The 18,937-nt window shown below is 67.7% G+C and carries 13 protein-coding genes; 11 read left to right on the top strand and 2 right to left on the bottom strand.

Translation table 11 applies throughout. From position 1 onward, the window contains the following. The first annotated feature begins 17 nt into the window (after positions 1-17). Positions 18-755: a cell division protein ZipA gene (gene zipA, locus Q5Z10_RS13785; RefSeq protein WP_303635986.1), complete on the top strand. Its 738-nt coding sequence runs from the start codon at positions 18-20 to the stop codon at positions 753-755. 116 nt (positions 756-871) lie between these two features. Here zipA and Q5Z10_RS13780 read toward each other — a convergent pair whose 3' ends face one another. Continuing rightward, complete coding sequence (locus Q5Z10_RS13780; protein ID WP_303635985.1) at positions 872-1,318, bottom strand: REP-associated tyrosine transposase; 447 nt, start codon at positions 1,316-1,318, stop codon at positions 872-874. A 181-nt stretch (positions 1,319-1,499) separates the two neighbouring features. Beyond that, complete coding sequence (locus Q5Z10_RS13775; RefSeq protein WP_303635984.1) at positions 1,500-2,603, bottom strand: pyridoxal phosphate-dependent aminotransferase; 1,104 nt, start codon at positions 2,601-2,603, stop codon at positions 1,500-1,502. A 250-nt stretch (positions 2,604-2,853) separates the two neighbouring features. On the opposite strand from Q5Z10_RS13775, the gene ligA reads away from it, so the two are divergent. From ligA to Q5Z10_RS13725, 10 genes are all read left to right on the top strand, one after another. Continuing rightward, complete coding sequence (gene ligA / locus Q5Z10_RS13770) at positions 2,854-5,319, top strand: NAD-dependent DNA ligase LigA (RefSeq protein WP_442758917.1); 2,466 nt, start codon at positions 2,854-2,856, stop codon at positions 5,317-5,319. A gap of 52 nt (positions 5,320-5,371) precedes the next feature. Further along, the gene (locus Q5Z10_RS13765; protein WP_303635983.1) at positions 5,372-5,857 is read left to right on the top strand and encodes a GNAT family N-acetyltransferase; all 486 of its coding nucleotides are present in this window, start codon (positions 5,372-5,374) and stop codon (positions 5,855-5,857) included. Further along, a complete protein-coding gene (gene epmA, locus Q5Z10_RS13760) occupies positions 5,854-6,810 on the top strand; it encodes an EF-P lysine aminoacylase EpmA (RefSeq protein ID WP_303635982.1) in 957 nt (318 codons plus the stop codon). The genes Q5Z10_RS13765 and epmA overlap by 4 nt, the downstream gene beginning before the upstream one ends. A 137-nt stretch (positions 6,811-6,947) precedes the next feature. After that, complete coding sequence (locus Q5Z10_RS13755; RefSeq protein ID WP_303635981.1) at positions 6,948-7,679, top strand: DUF3011 domain-containing protein; 732 nt, start codon at positions 6,948-6,950, stop codon at positions 7,677-7,679. 47 nt (positions 7,680-7,726) lie between these two features. Continuing rightward, positions 7,727-8,791, top strand: a complete 1,065-nt coding sequence (gene mtnA, locus Q5Z10_RS13750) for an S-methyl-5-thioribose-1-phosphate isomerase (protein ID WP_303635980.1) — start codon at positions 7,727-7,729, stop codon at positions 8,789-8,791. 232 nt (positions 8,792-9,023) lie between these two features. Continuing rightward, complete coding sequence (gyrA, locus tag Q5Z10_RS13745; RefSeq protein WP_303635979.1) at positions 9,024-11,738, top strand: DNA gyrase subunit A; 2,715 nt, start codon at positions 9,024-9,026, stop codon at positions 11,736-11,738. A gap of 156 nt (positions 11,739-11,894) precedes the next feature. Then, the gene (locus tag Q5Z10_RS13740) at positions 11,895-14,432 is read left to right on the top strand and encodes a membrane-bound PQQ-dependent dehydrogenase, glucose/quinate/shikimate family (protein WP_303635978.1); all 2,538 of its coding nucleotides are present in this window, start codon (positions 11,895-11,897) and stop codon (positions 14,430-14,432) included. Positions 14,433-14,586: 154 nt separating this feature from the next. Beyond that, on the top strand, positions 14,587-15,669 hold the full coding sequence (locus Q5Z10_RS13735) for a lysozyme inhibitor LprI family protein (protein ID WP_303635977.1): 1,083 nt from the start codon (positions 14,587-14,589) through the stop codon (positions 15,667-15,669). A 44-nt stretch (positions 15,670-15,713) separates the two neighbouring features. Further along, entirely contained in the window at positions 15,714-17,357 is a 1,644-nt protein-coding gene (locus Q5Z10_RS13730) for a peptidoglycan-binding domain-containing protein (RefSeq protein ID WP_303635976.1), read from the top strand. Between the two features lie 133 nt (positions 17,358-17,490). Next, positions 17,491-18,921, top strand: a complete 1,431-nt coding sequence (locus Q5Z10_RS13725; RefSeq protein WP_303635975.1) for a serine hydrolase domain-containing protein — start codon at positions 17,491-17,493, stop codon at positions 18,919-18,921. Positions 18,922-18,937 lie beyond the last annotated feature (16 nt).

Below are 18,937 nucleotides of genomic sequence, written 5' to 3'. Positions count from 1 at the left end.
GCCGGAGAACCAATCGAATGTCCGACACGGCACTGTTGCGCATCGGCATCCTGGCCGCCGGCCTGCTGTTGATCGCTGCGATCTTCCTGTTTGGCCGTCCGAAGAAGAAGCCCCAAGGCCGTCGCGTCGACAGCCCCGAGCCGGGCAGCGGCGAACGCCGCGAACCGGTGCTGGGCGAGGACGGCGTTGCCCTGGCCGACAGCCGCACCGAACCCGGCATGGGGGATGAAGGCGAGCAGGCCGAACTGGGGCTGCCCGACGTGGACGGAACGGCCAGCGATCTCGGCAAGCGCGCCACCCAGGATTTCGACAAGATCGTCTCGCTGTTCGTGGCCGCGCGGGCCGGCGAACAGCTGCGCGGCGAAGACATCGTTGTGGCCGCCGAGAAGACCGGCCTGGTGTTCGGCCACATGAACGTCTTCCATCGCCTGGTCGAGGGGCATCCGGAGCGAGGGCCGATCTTCTCGATGGCCAGCATCATGAAGCCGGGCAGTTTCGACATGGCCAACATCCGCGCCATGGAAACCCCGGCCATCGCCTTCTTCCTGACGCTGCCGGCGCCGCTGACCGCGCTGGACGCCTGGGAAAAGATGCTGCCGACCGTGCAACGCATGGCCGAACTGCTCGATGGCGTGGTGCTGGACGACAGCCGCAACGCCCTGGGCCGCCAGCGCATCGCCCACATCCGCGATGAACTGCGCGCCTACGACCGCCAGCACCAGGCCCCGCCGCTGACCAAGACCCCGCGCTGGTAAACGCCTGAAGCTAGGGTCGAGCCATGCTCGACTGCTGTCTGTAGAGTCGAGCCATGCTCGACTTGTGGGTTCCCGGGCGCGCCCAAGTCGAGCATGGCTCGACTCTACACAGTCGTCTACGGCGCCCGGTCAAACCATCGGCACCACGCAAACGGATGTTCGCCGAGCTGTGCCGCCAGTCCGGCGCGGACAGGATTCGCCGCGATGTACAGCGCCTGGTTCCTCAAAGATTCATCACGCCGCACCGCATGATCATGATAACCGCGCTGCCACAGTGGCCCGCCAATGCCGCTGAGTCGGCTGCAGCGCGATTTCATCATCTGCACCGATGCGGCAAGGGTTCCTGAGCGCAGTTGCATCAACCAATGCACGTGATCTGGCATCACCGCCCACGCGAGGTTGAGGCATCGCCCCTCCTGCTGGATCCACTGCAGGCCCGCTACAACGACGGCGGCCTGCTGTGGATCATCAAAGTGCCGATGGCGCTGGTGAGTGACCGTGGTGATCGCGTAGACGTTCCGCAGTTGCGAACATCGGCCTTTCAGGAGACGTGGACTGGGCATGCCTCAGCATTGGCTGGCTGAAGTAGCTTGGGTATCGCTTGAATGCGGTCAGGCGTATAGGGAAGGCCCCAGTCGAGCGCCCCAGTCGAGCATGGCTCGACTCTACAAGGGGGCCAGGCCGCTCCCCAGTCGAGCATGGCTCGACGCTACAGAGGTCCGGGTCGCCACCCACCCGGGAGGGTTACGCCGGTACGCTGGCGACCTTCGCAAACGCCTGGCGGAATGCCGCCATTTCCGCTTCGGTACCGACGGTCACCCGCACGCGCTGCGGCCAGATCGGCCAGCTGCGGCCGATCACCACGCCATGGTCTGCCATGGCCCTGGCGAACGCCGCGCCGTCACGTTGCACGTCGACCATGAAGCAGTTGGCTTCCGACGGCACGCAGCTGAAGCCGCGCTTGCCCAGCCATGCGATGGTGGCCTGACGGGCCTGGGCATTCTGCAGGCGGCGCTGTGGAATCAACTGCGGGTCCTGCAGGCTGGCCAGTGCCGCGGCCAGCGCCGGCACCGGCAATGGATTCTCGCCCAGGCTGGCCAGTTCGCGCAGTCGCTGCGGATGGGCTGCAGCCAGGCCCAGGCGCAGCCCGGCCATGCCATACAGCTTGGAGAACGTGCGCAGCACGATGAGATCATCGCGAGCGGTCACTGCGGTGATCAGGCTGGGTTGTTCGCTGTACTGCAGGTAGGCCTCGTCCACCAGCACGCGGGTGGCGGCCGGCTTGTTGGCCAGCAGCCAGGCGAGCTCATCCGGCGGGCTGATCGAGCCGGTGGGATTGTTCGGATTGCACACGTACAGCAGTCCGGTGGGGCGCGCATGCGCGGCGGCGACCATCGCCCGCAGATCATGCGCACCGTCCTCGCGCAGCGGCACCCTCTCTACGTGCGCGCCGCGCGCCGCAGCCATCTCGCCCAGCGTCTCGAAGGTCGGGTCGGCGACCACCAGCCCGGCCTGCGGGCCGGTCCACAGGGTTGCAGCGCGGTTCAACGGTTCGCTCGAGCCCGGGTACAGATGGACGTGGTCGGCGGCAATGCCGGCCTGCGCGATGAAGGCGTCGCGGACGTTGCCGGCCAGGGCGAACCGGTAGCGACCGCAGCTGGCGATGCTGTCACGCGCTGCGTGCTGGGCGGCAGGCGAGGGGCCGTAAGGACATTCGTTGAAATTGAGCAGGACCGGGCCGGGCGCGGTGGGCTGGGCGCGGCCGGGGAGGGGCAGGCCCGTGCTGGCCACGGCCAGGCCGGCACCGGCCAGCTGCAGGAAATGGCGACGGGAGGTGGGCAGGGTCACGGGCGGAATCCGAAGGGTGGCTGCCGCACGCTAACGCTGGTGGGGGCGGGCAGCAAGCGGTCGGCATGTAGAGTCGAGCCATGCTCGACTGGCGCCCTCGACGGCGCCCTCGACGGCGCCCTCGACGGCGCCCTCGAATGGGCCGGTGGAGCAGTCGAGCATGGCTCGACGCTACAAAGGCGCGGGCATGACGAGGCCTGGCACCCCGGCGCGGTAGAATTCCCGGCCATCCCAGAACCACCGGATCCCGATGAGCCCCAGCCCCGCCGAACGCGCCGAAGATCTCCGACGGCAGATCGCCCAGGCCAATCGTGCCTATCACGAGCTGGATGCGCCCGAGATCCCCGACGCCGACTATGACCGCCTGGTGCGTGCGCTGGAGGCGCTGGAGCGCGAGCATCCCGAACTGGCCCGTGCCGACAGTCCGACCCAGCAGGTGGGGGCGCGTCCGTCCGGCCGCTTTGCCGAAGTCGTCCACGCGGTACCGATGCTGTCGCTGTCCAATGCCTTCAGCGACGAGGAAGTGGCCGACTTCGTGCGCCGCATCGATGAGCGCCTGCGACGCGGGACCCTGCGCTTTTCCGCTGAGCCGAAGATGGACGGCCTGGCGATCAGCCTGCGATACGAGGACGGTCATTTCGTGCTGGGTGCCACCCGTGGCGATGGCAGCACCGGCGAGGACGTGACCGCCAACCTGCGCGAGATCGGCGACATTCCCAAGCGCCTGACCGGCAGGAACTGGCCGGACGTGCTGGAAGTCCGCGGCGAGGTCTACATGGCCCGGGCCGACTTCGAGGCCTACAACGAGCGTGCGCGCCTGCACGGCGGCAAAGTACTGGCCAATCCGCGCAATGCCGCAGCCGGTTCGCTCCGGCAGCTGGACCCGAAGCTCAGTGCGCAGCGCCGGCTGAGCTTCTTCACCTATGGCACCGGCGAGGTGCAGGGCGGTGAACTGCCCGATACGCACTCGGCGACGCTGGCGCAGCTGCGCGAGTGGGGGTTCCCGGTCAGTGATCTGTGCCGGGTGGTGGAAGGCAGCGATGGGCTGCTGGCGTACTACCGCGAGATCGGCGAGCGTCGCGACAGCCTGCCGTTCGATATCGATGGGGTGGTCTACAAGCTGGATGACCGCGTGGGCCAGCAGACCATGGGCTTCGTCTCGCGCGCGCCGCGCTGGGCCATCGCACACAAGTTCCCCGCGCAGGAACAGAGCACGACGGTGGAAGCGATCGAGATCCAGATCGGCCGTACCGGTGCTGCGACGCCGGTCGCGCGCCTGGCGCCGGTGGCCGTGGCGGGGGTGATCGTCTCCAATGCCACCCTGCACAACGCCGACCAGATCGCGCGCCTGGACGTGCGGGTGGGCGACAGCGTGATCGTGCGCCGCGCCGGCGACGTGATCCCGGAAGTGGTCAGCGTGATCCTGGACCGACGCCCCGCCGGCACGACGCCCTGGCAGATGCCGACCAGCTGTCCGGTGTGCGGCTCGGAAATCGTCCGCGAGGAAGGCGCTGCGGCGTGGCGCTGCTCGGGCGAACTGTCCTGCCCGGCGCAGCGCAAGGAAGCCATCGCGCACTTCGCATCGCGTCGCGCCATGGATATCGACGGACTGGGCGACAAGTACATCGAAACGCTGGTCGACGCCGGTATCGTCCGCAGCGTGGCCGACCTGTACCGGTTGACCCGCGATCAGCTGCTGCACCTGAAGCTGGTGCTGGATGCCGAAGATCCCTCGGCCCTGGCCGCGGCACTGAAGCTGCACCTGCCCGCCGCGGGCAGTGGTGCGGTGCTCACGGCCGTGCTGAAGCTGGACGGGGCCGATGCGGGCTGGCGCGCGCAGGCGCTGGCACAGCCGGCCGGCTTCGAATGGAACACGAAGAAGATCGCCACCAAGTGGGCCGACAACCTGATCGCGGCCATCGACGCCAGCCGCGACACCACGCTGGAACGGCTGCTGTTTGCACTGGGCATCGAGCATGTGGGCGAAAGCACCGCCAAGGCGCTGGCCCAGTGGTTTGGCGATCTGGCGCTGATCCGTCGCCTGCCGTGGCCGCTGTTCAAGCGCGTGCCGGACATCGGTGGCGAAGTAGCGCGCTCGCTGGGCCACTTCTTCGAACAGGAGGGTAACCAGCAGGCCATCGATGACCTGCTGCAGGTGGGCCAGGTGCGCATCAGCGACGTGCATCCACCGAGCGCGAAGCTGCGCGAGGGGCTGGACCTGGCCCAGCTGCTGGTCGAGGCGGAGATTCCCGGCATCACCCGCCTGCGCGCGGAAAAGCTGGTGGCCGCATTGCCCGGCGCGCAGGCCGTGCTGGATGCCGAGCACGGCCAGTTCGTCAACGCCGGTCTGCCGGAAGACACCGCGCGCGGTCTTGCCGCCTGGCTGGACGCCGACGGCCACGGCGCGATGCTGCTGGAGGCCGAGAAGGCGATGCAGCAGATCCTGGCCGCCGCACCCGCACTGGCCGAGGTGGTGGCCGGGCCGCTGGACGGGCAGACCGTCGTGTTGACCGGTACCCTGGCCCAGCTCACCCGTGACGTGGCCAAGGAACGCCTGGAAGCGCTGGGCGCCAAGGTGTCCGGCAGCGTTTCGAAGAAGACCAGTTTCGTGGTGGCCGGTACCGAGGCCGGCTCCAAGCTGGACAAGGCGCAGTCGCTGGGGGTCCCGGTGTGGGACGAAGAGCGCCTGCTGGCCTACCTGGCCGAACATGCGTGATGACCCGACCGGGTGCTGCATGCACCCGGCCTGATGTACGAGAGGACGACCGATGCAGACCGCACCGCTGGATTTCCGCCTGGCCACCCGCGCCGACGAGGAACGGCTGATTGCATTGATGGCGGATTTCTACGCCGAAGACAGGATCGAGTTCGACGATGCGCGCGTGCGCCGCGGGGTGGATGCGCTGCTGGCCGACCCGCGCAACGGCGAAGTGCTGCTGTGGCTGGACGAGGCCGGTGAGGTGGTGGGCTATGCGGTGATCGCAATGGGTTTCAGTCTGGAACAGGGCGGTCACTTCATGCTGCTCGACGAGCTTTATCTGAGCCATCGCGCACGTGGCCGTGGCCGCGGCAAACAGGCGCTGGCGATCTGCGAGCAGCGCGCGCGCGGCCGGGGCGTCAGCCGCCTGCGGCTGGAAGTGAACCACCACAACGAACTGGCGCGGCGCCTGTACCTGGCCAGCGGCTACATCGATGACACCCGCGACCTGTTGACCCTGCCGCTGGACCACCCGCGTCCGGAGGGCATCCTGTGAGCGGCGCGCTGCTGCGTGGCCTGCAGCAACGGGCCGCCCTCAATGCACTGCTGCGCAACTTCTTCGCCGAGCGCGGCGTGCTGGAAGTGGAAACGCCGATCCTCTCGGTCGGCGGCAACACCGAACCGAACATCGACAGCTTCCATACCGATTTCAGTGGCCACGTCGATGCCGGTGGCCGTCGCCGCTGGCTGCGTACTTCGCCGGAGTATCCGCTGAAGCGGCTGCTTGCGGCCGGTGTCGGCGACTGCTACGAGCTGGGTCGGGTGTTCCGCAATGGCGAAGCCGGCGGCCGCCACAATCCCGAGTTCACCATGCTGGAGTGGTACCGGGTGGGCTGGGACCACCACCGCCTGCTGGAGGAAACCGCTGAACTGGTGCGGCAGGCGCTGGCCATGGTCGGCCGCAGTGCAACGCTGCGCGTACTGAGCTACCGCGCGCTGTTCCAGCAGCATGCCGGTGTGGACCCGTTCGATGCCGATGAGGCCGAACTGCGTGCCGCACTCGGCGAGGTGCATATCGATCCGGTCGGCCTGACCCGCGATGACTGGCTCGACCTGTTGATGACCCATCGCATCCAACCGCACTTCGATGACGCGGTCATGACCGTGGTCCATGATTGGCCGGCCAGCCAGGCCGCACTGGCCCGCATCCGCCCCGGCACGCCTCCGCTGGCCGAGCGCTTCGAGCTGTATCTGGGTGCGGTGGAGCTGGCCAACGGCTATCACGAGTTGAACGATGCGCAGGAACAGCGCGCGCGTTTCCAGCATGACCTGCAGCGCCGGCATGCGCGGGGCCAGGTGTTGCCCGCGCTGGATGAAGCGTTGCTGGCGGCATTGCCGGCGATGCCGGCGTGCGCCGGCGTAGCGGTCGGCATCGACCGCCTGCTGATGGCGATGAATCGCACGCCGCGCATTGCCGACGTGCTTGCGTTCGATTTCGCCCACGCCTGACCCCGGCGTTTTCCTGAACGCTACAGACTGAATGAAACAGTGCGGTTTCGCGCTTGATTCAGCAAGCGCGATGATGCTCTTATCACAGCTGTTGCCGCACACTGGCATCGCGGTTCATCCATTCCCTGGGGAAAGCTTTGGTCAAGTGGTTCGCGGTCGTGGCGGCACCGATGTACTCCGTGGCGATATGGGGTGGGCTGCTGCCGTCGTCGGCGTCGGCGCAGACGGCCGGCTACGACGGGGAAGTGGTGACCTGCGAATCGCGCGACATGGCGTGGGTGCACTGTGATATCGATGTCAGCAACGGTGTCGACCTGATCCGGCAGCTGTCCAGCAACAGCTGCATCCGCGGCAGCGAATGGGGCACCGACCGCAGTGGCGTGTGGGTGACCCTGGGCTGTCGTGCCGAATTCCGCGCACGTGGCACCGATGCCGGGGTGGCGCCTGCCGCGGACGGCCGCAAGCGGCTGGTGCGGCGGGTGGTGCGTTGTGAATCCAGTGGCCGCCCGCAGAGTTGCCCGGTGCGCCTGGACGGTGCGCCGGTCCGGCTGCTGCGGCAGCTGTCGGTGATGCCGTGCCGGGAAGGCCAGGGCTGGGGCTACAAGCGCAACGAGGTTTGGACCAGCCGCGGCTGCCAGGGCGACTTCGAGGTGGCCGATGAGCAGGGACGATTCGTCGACATGCCGCGCCGGCTGACCTGCGAATCCAAATCCAAGAAGCGCCGCTTCTGCGGGGCCAGCATTTCCAGCAGCGCCACGGTGTCCAACCAGCTGTCGAGCACGCCCTGCGAGGAAGGCCGGACCTGGGGTTGGAACCGCAGCGGCATCTGGGTCGATGGTGGCTGCCGCGCCGAATTCTCGGTGAATTGAGCCCGCGCAGGCTCCAACCCTGCCGGGCGTGGCCCTACAATGGGCGCATGAACACTGCCACCGACCTCGACTACGCCCGTTACGACCACATCCGCCCGATCCTGTGGACCGGTGACACCCTGCAGCTGCTGGACCAGCGCAAGCTGCCGTTCGTGGTCGAACACGTGGCCTGTCATGACAGTGATGCGGTTGCCGCGGCCATCCATGCGCTGACCGTGCGCGGCGCGCCGGCCATCGGCATCGCCGCGGCCTGGGGCGTGGTGCTGGCAGCACGCGATGTGCAGGCGGCCGACGGTGCGCATGCACTGCAGCAGCTGGAGCCGGCCCTGCAGCGCTTGAACGCGTCGCGCCCGACCGCGGTCAATCTGGCCTGGGCGCTGGCACGGATGCGCCGTTGCCTGGCCACCGCCGGCGCCGACTGGAAGGCCGTGCTGGAGGCCGAGGCGCAGGCGATCGCCGAGGAAGATCTGGCCGCCAACCGCCACATGGGTGCACTGGGGGCCGGTCTGATCGACGCCGGCAGCGGTGTGCTGACCCACTGCAACACCGGCTCGCTGGCCACCGCCGGCTTCGGTACCGCGCTGGGCGTGATCCGCGCCGGCATGGCGCAGAACCGCATCGCCCGCGTGTTTGCCGGCGAGACCCGGCCGTGGCTGCAGGGCGCGCGCCTGACCGTGTGGGAACTGCAGCAGGATGGCATCGACGCCACGCTGATCGCCGACTCGGCTGCCTCGCACCTGATGAAGACCGGTGCCGTGCAGTGGGTGATCGTCGGCGCCGACCGCATCTGCGCCAATGGCGATACCGCCAACAAGATCGGCACCTACCAGCTGGCCATCGCCGCGCGCCACCACGGCGTCCGGTTCATGGTGGTGGCGCCGTCCTCGACGGTGGACATGGACACCGTGGACGGCAGCCAGATCGAGATCGAGCAGCGTGACCCGGGCGAGCTGTATGGCGTGGGAGGCACGCGCACGGTCGCCGAGGGCATCGCGGCCTGGAATCCGGTATTCGACGTGACACCGGGCGAGCTGATCGACGCCATCGTGACCGAGCGCGGGGTGATCCTGAACCCGACCGTCGAGAACATGCGCGCAGCCTTCGGGACCTGAAGAGGGCGGGGGCGGATCCTTTCCGCTGGAAAGGCCCCCGGCCCCGTCCCGATCGTGCCTTCCGGTGCCCTGCAGCCCCTAAGTTCCTGATTTGTGCCGGTAAAATCCCGGTAAAGGGAGGCGGAAAACGGGCCGTTGTGGTAGTATCCACAGGTTGAATCGAGGTTCCGGCACGACCCCCTCCCGCAGAGGGCTGCGCCGGACTGGACCGCTACCAGACAACGGAACCCGAATGGCAGAAACCGCCAAGGAAATCATCCAGGTCAACCTGGAAGACGAGATGCGCAAGAGCTACCTCGATTACGCCATGAGCGTGATCGTGGGCCGCGCGCTCCCGGATGCGCGCGACGGCCTCAAGCCGGTGCATCGCCGCGTGCTGTTCGCGATGAATGAACTCAACGCGCACAGCAACAAGCCTTACTTCAAGTCGGCGCGTATCGTCGGTGACGTCATCGGTAAGTACCACCCGCATGGCGACCAGTCGGTGTACGACACGCTGGTGCGCCTGGCGCAGCCGTTCTCGCTGCGTTACATGCTGGTCGATGGCCAGGGTAACTTCGGCTCGATCGATGGCGACTCCGCCGCGGCCATGCGATACACCGAAGCGCGCATGTCGCGCCTCGCGCACGAGCTGATGGCCGACATCGACAAGGAAACCGTCGATTTCCAGCCCAACTATGACGAAAAGGAACTGGAGCCGACGGTCATGCCGACCCGGTTCCCGAACCTGCTGGTCAACGGTTCGGCCGGTATCGCGGTGGGCATGGCGACCAACATCCCGCCGCACAACCTGAGTGAATCGATCAACGCCTGCATCGCGCTGATCGACAACCCGGAGATCGATGTCGACGGCCTGATGGAGTACATCCCCGGCCCCGACTTCCCGACCGCGGGCATCATCAACGGCACCGCCGGCATCGTCGCCGGCTACCGCACCGGCCGTGGCCGCGTGCGCATCCGTGCCAAGGCGGACGTCGAAGTGGCCGACAACGGCCGCGAATCGATCATCGTCACTGAAATTCCCTACCAGGTGAACAAGGCGCGTCTGATCGAAAAGATCGCCGAGCTGGTCAAGGAAAAGAAGATCGAAGGCATCAGCGAGCTGCGCGACGAGTCCGACAAGGACGGCATGCGCATCTACATCGAGATCAAGCGCGGTGAATCTGCCGAGGTTGTGCTGAACAACCTGTACCAGCAGACGCAGATGGAGTCGGTGTTCGGCATCAACATGGTGGCGCTGGTCGATGGCCGCCCGCAGTTGATGAACCTCAAGCAGATGCTCGAGGCCTTCGTCCGCCACCGCCGCGAAGTGGTCACCCGCCGCACCGTGTTCGAGCTGCGCAAGGCGCGCGCCCGGGCCCACGTGCTGGAAGGCCTGACCGTCGCGCTGGCCAACATCGACGAGATGATCGAACTGATCAAGACCTCGCCCAATCCCAACGAAGCGCGCGAACGCATGCTCGCCCGCCTGTGGGAGCCGGGTCTGGTCGGTTCGATGCTGGGCGCCGCCGGTGCCGAAGCGTCGCGTCCGGAAGACCTGCCCAAGGGCGTGGGCCTGATCGAGGGCGGCTACCAGCTGACCGAGATCCAGGCCACGCAGATCCTGGAAATGCGCCTGCACCGCCTGACCGGGCTGGAGCAGGATCGCCTGACCGAGGAATACAAGCAGCTGCTGGAAGTGATCGCCGGGCTGATCCACATCCTGCAGGATCCCGATCGCCTGCTGCAGGTGATCCGCGAAGAGCTGATCAACGTCAAGGCCGAGTTCGGCGACGAGCGTCGCACCGAAATCCGCCACAGCGAAGAAGATCTGGACATCCTCGACCTGATCGCGCCGGAAGACGTGGTGGTCACCCTGTCGCACGCCGGTTACGTGAAGCGCCAGCCGGTCAGTGCCTACCGCGCACAGCGCCGCGGTGGTCGTGGCCGCAGCGCGGCGTCGACCAAGGAAGAGGATTTCATCGAACAGCTGTGGCTGGTCAACACGCACGATACGCTGCTGACCTTCACCAGTTCGGGCAAGGTGTTCTGGCTGCCGGTGTACCAGCTGCCTGAAGCCGGTTCCAACGCCCGCGGTCGTCCGATCATCAACTGGATCCCGCTGGAACCCGGCGAACGCGTACAGGCCGTGCTGCCGGTGCGCGAGTATGCCGATGGCCAGTTCGTGTTCTTCGCCACCCGCAACGGTACGGTGAAGAAGACCCCGCTGGGCGAATTCGCCTTCCGCCTGGCCCGCGGCAAGATCGCGATCAACCTGGACGAAGGCGATGCCCTGGTCGGCGTCGGGTTGACCGATGGCGAGCGTGACATCCTGCTGTTCGCCTCCAACGGCAAGACCGTGCGCTTCGGTGAAGACAAGGTCCGCTCGATGGGCCGTACCGCCACCGGCGTGCGCGGCATCAGGATGCCGGCCGGCGAGGAAGTGGTCAGCCTGATCGTCGCCGAGAGTGCCGGCGGCAGCGAGGACGAGAACGAGGACGACAACGGTGTCGAGGAAACCGCCGCCAACGGCGATGCGGTGATCGACGGTGCCGACGACGCCAGCGTGCAGTACATCCTGACCGCCACCGAAAACGGCTACGGCAAGCGCACTCCGCTGCCGGATTACCCACGCAAGGGCCGTGGCACGCAGGGCGTGATCGGTATCCAGACCACCGAGCGCAACGGCAAGCTGGTCGCCGCGGTGCTGATGGGCTCGGGTGACGAGGTCCTGCTGATCTCCGACGGCGGCACCCTGGTGCGTACGCGTGGCTCGGAAATCAGCCGCGTCGGCCGCAACACCCAGGGCGTGACCCTGATCCGCCTGTCCAAGGACGAGAAGCTGCAGGCGGTGGAGCGCATGGATGCCTCGATCGACGAGGACGAGGACGAGGTGGCTGCTGCCGCCCCGGCCACGACCGACGGCGCCCCGGCGGCTGCCAGCAGCGAGGACGCCGCGCAGGAGTGATCCTGCCGCGAGCCCGAGGTACCCGACGACGCCGGCCCTGTGCCGGCGTCGTCGTTTCCGCGGCGTGCATGCCGGTTGCAGGGGGCGCAAACAGATTACGCGCGCGCTTCACGTCGGCGGTGGGATAACAGGGCATGCTGCCCCCGGAGATCGTCGATGTCCGCCACGCCGCAGTCCCCGTCCCCGTCCCCGAATGCCGGAACGCGCCGGCATCCGCTCGTCATCGTCCTGTCGCTGCTGCTGCTGGTGCTGGGCCCGGTCATCGGCGGGCTGGGCGCGTGGCTGGGCAACCTGGGCGGCTCCTGGTACTACGCCATCGCCGGCCTCGGCATGCTGCTCAGTGGCGGCCTGCTGTGGGCCAACCGCCGCAGTGGTGCGGGGGTGTACGCGCTGGTGTTCGTCGGCACGCTGCTGTGGACCTGGTGGGAGTCCGGCAGCGACTACTGGCGCTGGGTGCCCCGCCTGGGCCTGGTCACGGCGCTGGGCATCGTGCTGGCGCTGCTGGCCCCCACGCTGCAGGCGCCGGTCTCCAGGCGCCTGTCGCGCAGCGTGGCCGCGGTATTGATGCTGGTGTTCGTGGCTGCCTTTGGCCTCGCCTTCGCGCCGCATGGCTGGGTCGACGGACAGCAGCCGTTCCCCGAAGCAGCGGTCAGCGCAGGGCTCGACCCGACCCGGGATACCACTGGCCTGCAGCCGGCCGACCAGCCGGCCGACGGCGACTGGCCGGCATGGGGCCGCAACAACGCGGCCACGCGGTTCTCGCCGCTGCAGCAGATCACCCCGGCCAATGTGGGCACGCTGCAGCTGGCCTGGCAGTTCCGCACCGGCGATGTGCCGAAGAAGCGTTGGGGCGCGGAGACCACGCCACTGAAGATCGGCGATCGCCTGTACCTGTGCTCGGCGCGCAATCAGCTGATTGCTCTCGACGCGAGCAGCGGCAAGGAGCTGTGGCGATTCGACCCGAAGGTGAAGGACGCTTCGATTCCGTATACCGCCGCCTGCCGCGGTGTGTCGTACTACGAACAGCCGCCTGCGCCGACGGTGGCCGACGCCGCCTTGGCCGATGCTGCGGCGGACCTGGCATTGCCGGCACCGCCGCCGACCCCGGTGAGCCGTCGTGCAGCGCCCGGCAGCCGTCCGGCCTGCACGGCGCGCATCATCGAAGGCACGCTGGATGGCCGGATCATCGCCGTGGATGCCGACAGCGGGCGTCCGTGCATCAACTTCGGCAACAACGGCCAGGTCGACATCACTCTGGGCATGGGCGAGGTGCCGCCGGGCTATGTATCGATCACCTCGCCGCCGGCCATCGTGCGCGGCGTCATCGTCACCGGCCACCAGGTGCTGGATGGCCAGCGCCGGGATGCGCCGTCGGGGGTGATCCAGGCGTACGACGCCGTCACCGGCAAGCTGCGCTGGGCCTGGGACATGGACCGGCCCGAGCGCAGCGGGCTGCCGCCGCGCGAGCAGACCTACACCCGCGGTACTCCGAACATGTGGACCACGGCGACCGGTGACGAGCAGCTGGGGCTGGTGTATCTGCCGATGGGCAATGCCGCCGGTGACTACTGGAGTGGTTCGCGCACGGACAACCAGAACCGCTATGCGACCTCGCTGGTCGCCATCGATGTGACCAGCGGCAAGCCGGTCTGGCACTTCCAGGCGGTCCGTAAGGATGTGTGGGACTACGACCTGGGTTCGCAGGCCAGCCTGATCGACTTCCCGACGGCAGCGGGCAAGGTGCCAGCGATCCTGCTGCCGACCAAGCAGGGCGACCTGTACATCCTGGACCGCCGCAACGGCCAGCTGCTCACCCCCGCAGAGGAGCGCAGCGTGCCTGGCGGCGGTGTCGAGCCGGAGCAGCGCGCGCCAACGCAGCTGTTCTCGCTGTACCACACGCTGCGGCGCGCCAACGCGCTGACCGAGCGTGACATGTGGGGCATCACCCCCATCGACCAGCTGGTGTGCCGCATCCAGTTCCGCAAGGCGCATTACGAAGGCTTCTACACGCCGCCGACCAGCGACCGCCATTCCATCGAATATCCCGGCTACAACGGCGGCTCGGACTGGGGCAGCGTGGCCATCGACACGCGTCGTGGCGTGATCGTGGCCAACTACAACGACATGCCCAACTACAACCGGCTGGTGCCGCGCGCCGAAGCGGACCGCAAGGGCTGGCTGCCGCGCGAACAGATCCGCGCCGACAAGGGGGGCGCCGAAGGGGCAGGGGACCCGCAGGTCGGCACGCCCTATGGCATCGACGTCAATGCCGGATGGCGGCTGCCGTTCACCGGACTGCTGTGCAAGCAGCCGCCCTATGGCGGCATCCGCGCCATCGACCTGCGCAGCGGCAAGTTGCTGTGGGACCGCCCGTTCGGCAGTGCGCGTGGCAACGGCCCGTTCGGGATACGCTCCGGCCTGCCGATCGAGATCGGTACGCCGAACAACGGCGGTTCGGTGGTCACCGCCAGTGGCCTGGTCTTCATCGCCGCCGCTACCGATGACCTGCTGCGTGCCATCGATCTGAAGACCGGCAAGGAGCTGTGGCACACCCGGCTGCCGGCCGGCGGCCAGGCCAATCCCATGGTGTACGAGCAGGGCGGGCGGCAGTACGTGGTGATCATGGCCGGCGGCCACCATTTCATGGAAACCCCGAAGGGCGATTACGTGATGGCGTATGCGTTGCCCAGATAGCGGCGTCCGGGCACCGTCCGATGCCTGGAACGGCGCCGAGGCGGGGTACTGAATGGCAGCTGTGACCGGAGTCGCTGAAGTTGCACGCGCCATCGTGCAGCCTCCATCATCGGACAAGGACGGGGCCAGCCAGTGCCCCCAGGGAAGGAAATGCATGTTGAAGTCTGATCGTGTGCGCGGGCAGCGCATCCGGGTGACGGCCGCCCTGCTGCTTCTGGCCACATGCCTCGGTGCGTCCGCGCAGGCAGCGCCCCAGGCGGCGCGCAAGGTGCCCAGCGGTGCCGAGCTGCTGGCCGGCGATGCGCGCTACCTGGGTCCGGCGTACGCGCCGTGCATGGCCGCCGCCACTACGGTCGATGCCCGCCGGCGCTGTGTCGACAGCGAATTGAAGATCCATGACGATGCCCTCAACGCCGCCTACTCAGCGGCATTGTCGGCACTGCCAGTGGGTGACCAGCGCGTGCTGCGTGTCCTGCAGCGGCAATGGATCGGCCAGCGGGACAGCCGCTGCCCGCTGGCGGGCGACGCCGCTGCCCAGCTGGATGCACAGCAGTGCCGCACCCACATGACGCTGCTGCGCGCGCGCCAGTTGCAGGGTGGGGGAGCGGCTGCACTGGTTGCCGAAGCCAACGCGGCCCGGGCCCCGGCGCAGGCCGCGAGCCATACTGCCGATGGCGCGCCGGACGCCCAGGGCAGGATCACCCTGCAGCCCGGCCCGGGCGACATCTCGCCTGCCCTGCAGGTCGTGTTCAAGGTGGCCGACTGCAGTGGCACCGACAACGTGACCACCTGCCAGGTGCAGGCCATGGAGGTGACCCGCGGCGGCCGCAAGGTGATGGTCACCGGCGTACAACCGCGCCTGACCCGGGCCGGCGCGGATGCGCGGGGGTCCGCTTCCGTGCTGCTGACCGTTGCGGACTTCAACGGTGATGGCATGCCCGACCTGCAGGTATGGCAGGACAACACCGGTGTCTACAACGTACCCGTCCATGCGTTCTACCTGTTCGACGCCAAGCGCAACCGCTATGTGCGGGCCACGGCGCTGGAAGCGGCGATTGGCGGGCGCGATATCGACCACATCGACCACGGCCGGTTCGTCCTGCGCGCACGGGTCAGCCCGTGCGAGCGCGAGGACAAGGTGATCCAGCTGCGCGGAACCCAGCCACGCACCGTGCTGGCACGTCGCTACGACACCTGCAGGGGTGAGCGCCCGACCGAGTCGGACCTGCTGGAATAGTTGCCGCGCGGAAGGGAATCGACATGCACAGGGAGTACTGAGAGATGAGTGATGGCTATGGAAAGAGCGGGGTGGGCTTCGGCCTGACCCGCGACCAGTCGGTCGAGATGATCGTCCGTACCTGCATCGACAATGGCATCACCGATCATCGGCAGATTGCCTATGTGCTGGCCACGGCGCAGCACGAGTCGCGCAATTTCGCCGCGCCCGAGGAAGACTGGGGCAGGAAGCAGGCGGTGGACCTGCGTTACTTCGGCGGCGAAGAGTACTACGGCCGGGGCTTTGCCCACCTGACCCACGTCAACAACTATGAGCGGCTGGGTGAAGCGCTGGGCATGGGGCGCGAGCTGGTCGAGCATCCAGAGCGTGCGGCGGAAGCGGAGATCGCCACCCGGGTGCTGGTGGTGGGCATGCGCGATGGCATGTTCGGCGCGCGGCTCTCCGACAACGTCAATGCCGACCATGTCGACTACCGCCAGGCGCGGGCGTCGGTCAACGGCGGTGAGTTGAACAACGGCAGCCCGTACCCCGACAGCATCGCCGCGCTGGCGACCGGATGGGAATCGCAGGTGGCTGGCCTGGTCCAGCGCGTGCAGCAGCCGGACTTCCAGATGCCGGTGCCGGCCGCGCAGGGCACCGCTGCGGCCATGGACCTGCAGCGCGGCGATGCCAGCCAGCAGGTGCTGGAAGCGCAGCAGTACCTGCAGCGGCTGGACATCCGCAACAACGCCAACGTCGCGATCAATCCCGACGGTGATTTCGGTCCGTCCACCGAACAGGCCGTGCGCCGCTTCCAGACCGAGCGGGGCATCACCCCGGCCAATGGCCACATTGACGACGCGCTGCTGCAGCGCATGCGCAGCGAGACACTGGCGGTTGATCCCGATTTCAAGCGGAAGACGGTGACCGACCTGAGCGGGCCGCTGGCCGACGGCAACCTGGGCCCGGGTGAGAGGGGCGAACCCGTGTTCGAGATGCGCCGCCAGCTGGAAGCGCTGGGTTACCTGGCCGAACCCAACCCGCGCGCCGAACGCGAAGCGCGCACCTTCGATGCAGGCATGCAGGCGGCGATGCGCGAGTTCCAGCAGGACCAGGGCCTGCCGCTGCGCCCGGGCAACATCATCGATGAGGACGCACGCCGGCAGTTGAACGATGCGGCGGTGGCAAGGGAGTACGCGCCCACCACCGAATTCGACCGCGCCGAGAACTGGCCGCCGCAGCGCCCGCCTTATACCCGAAGTGAGTTCCAGCCGGAGCAGGTGCAGGCACGGCAGCAGGCTGCGGCCAATCCGGCCGCAGCTGCCCCCGACGCGATGGAGATGCCGCCCGTGTCGTCGCAGCCGCGCAGTGCCGTCGAGTCGCTGTCGCCCAATGATGCCGCCCTGTTCGAGCGCATCCGCCAGGGCACGCCGGGCGATATCGGCGATGGGCACGTGATGCAGGCCGTGCTGGAATCCAAGCGCAATGGCATCCACGAAGCCGAGCGCGTCGATCGGGTGATGGTGGCCGGTGATCGCCTGTGGGTGGCCGGCCTGATTCCCGGCGAGCGTGCCAGTGTGGATACGGCGCAGCCTGCGCGCTCGATGGACGAGACGGCACGCGAGCTCGCCGGCGACAACCAGCAGCGCGAGCAGCAGCTGGCGATCGACACCCGCCAGCATGAGAACCGCGGGCCGTCCCTGGCCTGAGTCGACGGCAGTGACGTAGCGGTTCACCAATCGGGGAGCGTCGTGTTGCCGCGTCGCGCTGCCGACGGCGGCGCGTGCGGCATGTTGGCAATGGGTCCACTGTGTGTGCAGTCACGGCTGCGAAGGAGTCGCCATGGGAAGTGCCGGTCGCCTCATCCTCTTCACTGCGTTGGCGTGTGCCTTCGGCTGGGCGGTGCCGCATTCCGCAGCCGCCGGCGCACCGCGCTCAGACCCGGCGCCGTCAGTCGCGCGGCACGCTGCCGATGATTGGCTGGCGGCCTTCAATGCCGGCAGCCTGGAGGAATTGCATGCCTTCGCCGAGCGTTACGCCAAGCAGGAAGGCAGCACTCCGCAGGACTATCTGGAATTCCGCGAGTCGACCGGCCCGCTGAAGCTGCTGGAAGTGCATGAGAGCACGCCGCTACGGGCGAAGCTGCTCGTGCTGGCGCAGCACACCGAGCGCGCGATGCTGGTGACTGCGGAGATGGATCCGGCCCATCCGGAACACCTGAAGCTGTTCCAGCTTGAGGGCACGCCCACGCCGGAAAAGTACCGGCCCGCACGCATGGCCTTGCCGGAGCTGATGGCCGACGCCCGCGCGAAGCTGGACGCCCTGGCAGCTGAGGATGCGCTGTCGGGTGCCGTGCTGGTGGCGCACAACGGGCGCGTGCTGCTGGATTGGAAGGGTGGCCTGGCCGACCGGACCGCCGACACGCCCGTCGGGGCAGAGACGCAGTTCCGCCTGGCCTCGTCCAACAAGATGTTCACCTCGGTGGCCATCCTGAAGCTTGTGCAGGCCGGCAACGTAGGCCTGGACGATACGATCGGCAAGCACCTGCCGGACTATCCGAACAAGGTCGTCGCCGATACCGTGACCGTGCGCCAGCTGTTGACCCACACCAGCGGGCTGGGTGACTTCTTCAGCGATGATTTCGACCAGTACTCGGCTTCGTTGAAGACGCTGGATGACTACGTGCAGCGCTTCGCCAAGGACGCGCCGCAGTTCACGCCCGGCAGCCAGGACAGCTATTCGAACTACGGCTTCATCGTCCTCGGGCGCATCATCGAGGCCGTATCAGGGCAGTCGTACTACGATCATGTGGACGAACACATCCTGCGCCCGGCAGGAATGATGGCCACGGGCTTCGAGCCGGAATCGGTGGACGTTGCGCAGCGTGCTGTCGCCTACACCAGGAAGGACGGGCATTGGGGGCGCGAGACGAAGACGCTGCCCTGGCGCGGCATGTCGGCCGGTGGCGGCTACAGCACCGCCGCTGACATGCTGAGATTCTGCGAGGCCCTGCGCAACGGCACGCTGCTGTCACCGGCGCTGCTGCAACAGGCCACCACCGCGCAGAACCACAAGGGCTGGTACGGCTACGGCTTCGTCGTACAGGGGCAGGGCAGCCAGCGCCAGTACGGACATGAGGGTGGCGCGCCGGGCTCGAACAGCGCCATCGTGGTACTGCCTGGGCAGGGCTACGTTGTCATCGGCCTGGCGAACGTTGATCCGGATGCGGTCGGTAATGTGGTCAACTATATCGCGCGGCGGTTGCCGTTGTAGTGCGGCAGGTGCCGCC

It is taken from the genome of Stenotrophomonas sp. 704A1, from assembly GCF_030549525.1.
GTDB classification, from domain to species: Bacteria; Pseudomonadota; Gammaproteobacteria; order Xanthomonadales; family Xanthomonadaceae; genus Stenotrophomonas; species Stenotrophomonas tuberculopleuritidis.
This window is presented reverse-complemented; position numbering and strand designations above follow the sequence as displayed.

Excerpts from the sequence above, each read along its gene's own strand:
- mtnA (WP_303635980.1), top strand. The coding sequence starts at position 7,727 with ATGAACACTGCCACCGACCTCGACTACGCCCGTTACGACCACATCCGC.
- zipA (WP_303635986.1), top strand. The coding sequence starts at position 18 with ATGTCCGACACGGCACTGTTGCGCATCGGCATCCTGGCCGCCGGCCTG.
- ligA (WP_442758917.1), top strand. The coding sequence starts at position 2,854 with ATGAGCCCCAGCCCCGCCGAACGCGCCGAAGATCTCCGACGGCAGATC.
- Q5Z10_RS13780 (WP_303635985.1), bottom strand. The coding sequence starts at position 1,318 with ATGCCCAGTCCACGTCTCCTGAAAGGCCGATGTTCGCAACTGCGGAAC.
- Q5Z10_RS13730 (WP_303635976.1), top strand. The coding sequence starts at position 15,714 with ATGAGTGATGGCTATGGAAAGAGCGGGGTGGGCTTCGGCCTGACCCGC.
- Q5Z10_RS13725 (WP_303635975.1), top strand. The coding sequence starts at position 17,491 with ATGGGAAGTGCCGGTCGCCTCATCCTCTTCACTGCGTTGGCGTGTGCC.
- Q5Z10_RS13735 (WP_303635977.1), top strand. The coding sequence starts at position 14,587 with ATGTTGAAGTCTGATCGTGTGCGCGGGCAGCGCATCCGGGTGACGGCC.
- Q5Z10_RS13765 (WP_303635983.1), top strand. The coding sequence starts at position 5,372 with ATGCAGACCGCACCGCTGGATTTCCGCCTGGCCACCCGCGCCGACGAG.
- gyrA (WP_303635979.1), top strand. The coding sequence starts at position 9,024 with ATGGCAGAAACCGCCAAGGAAATCATCCAGGTCAACCTGGAAGACGAG.
- Q5Z10_RS13740 (WP_303635978.1), top strand. The coding sequence starts at position 11,895 with ATGTCCGCCACGCCGCAGTCCCCGTCCCCGTCCCCGAATGCCGGAACG.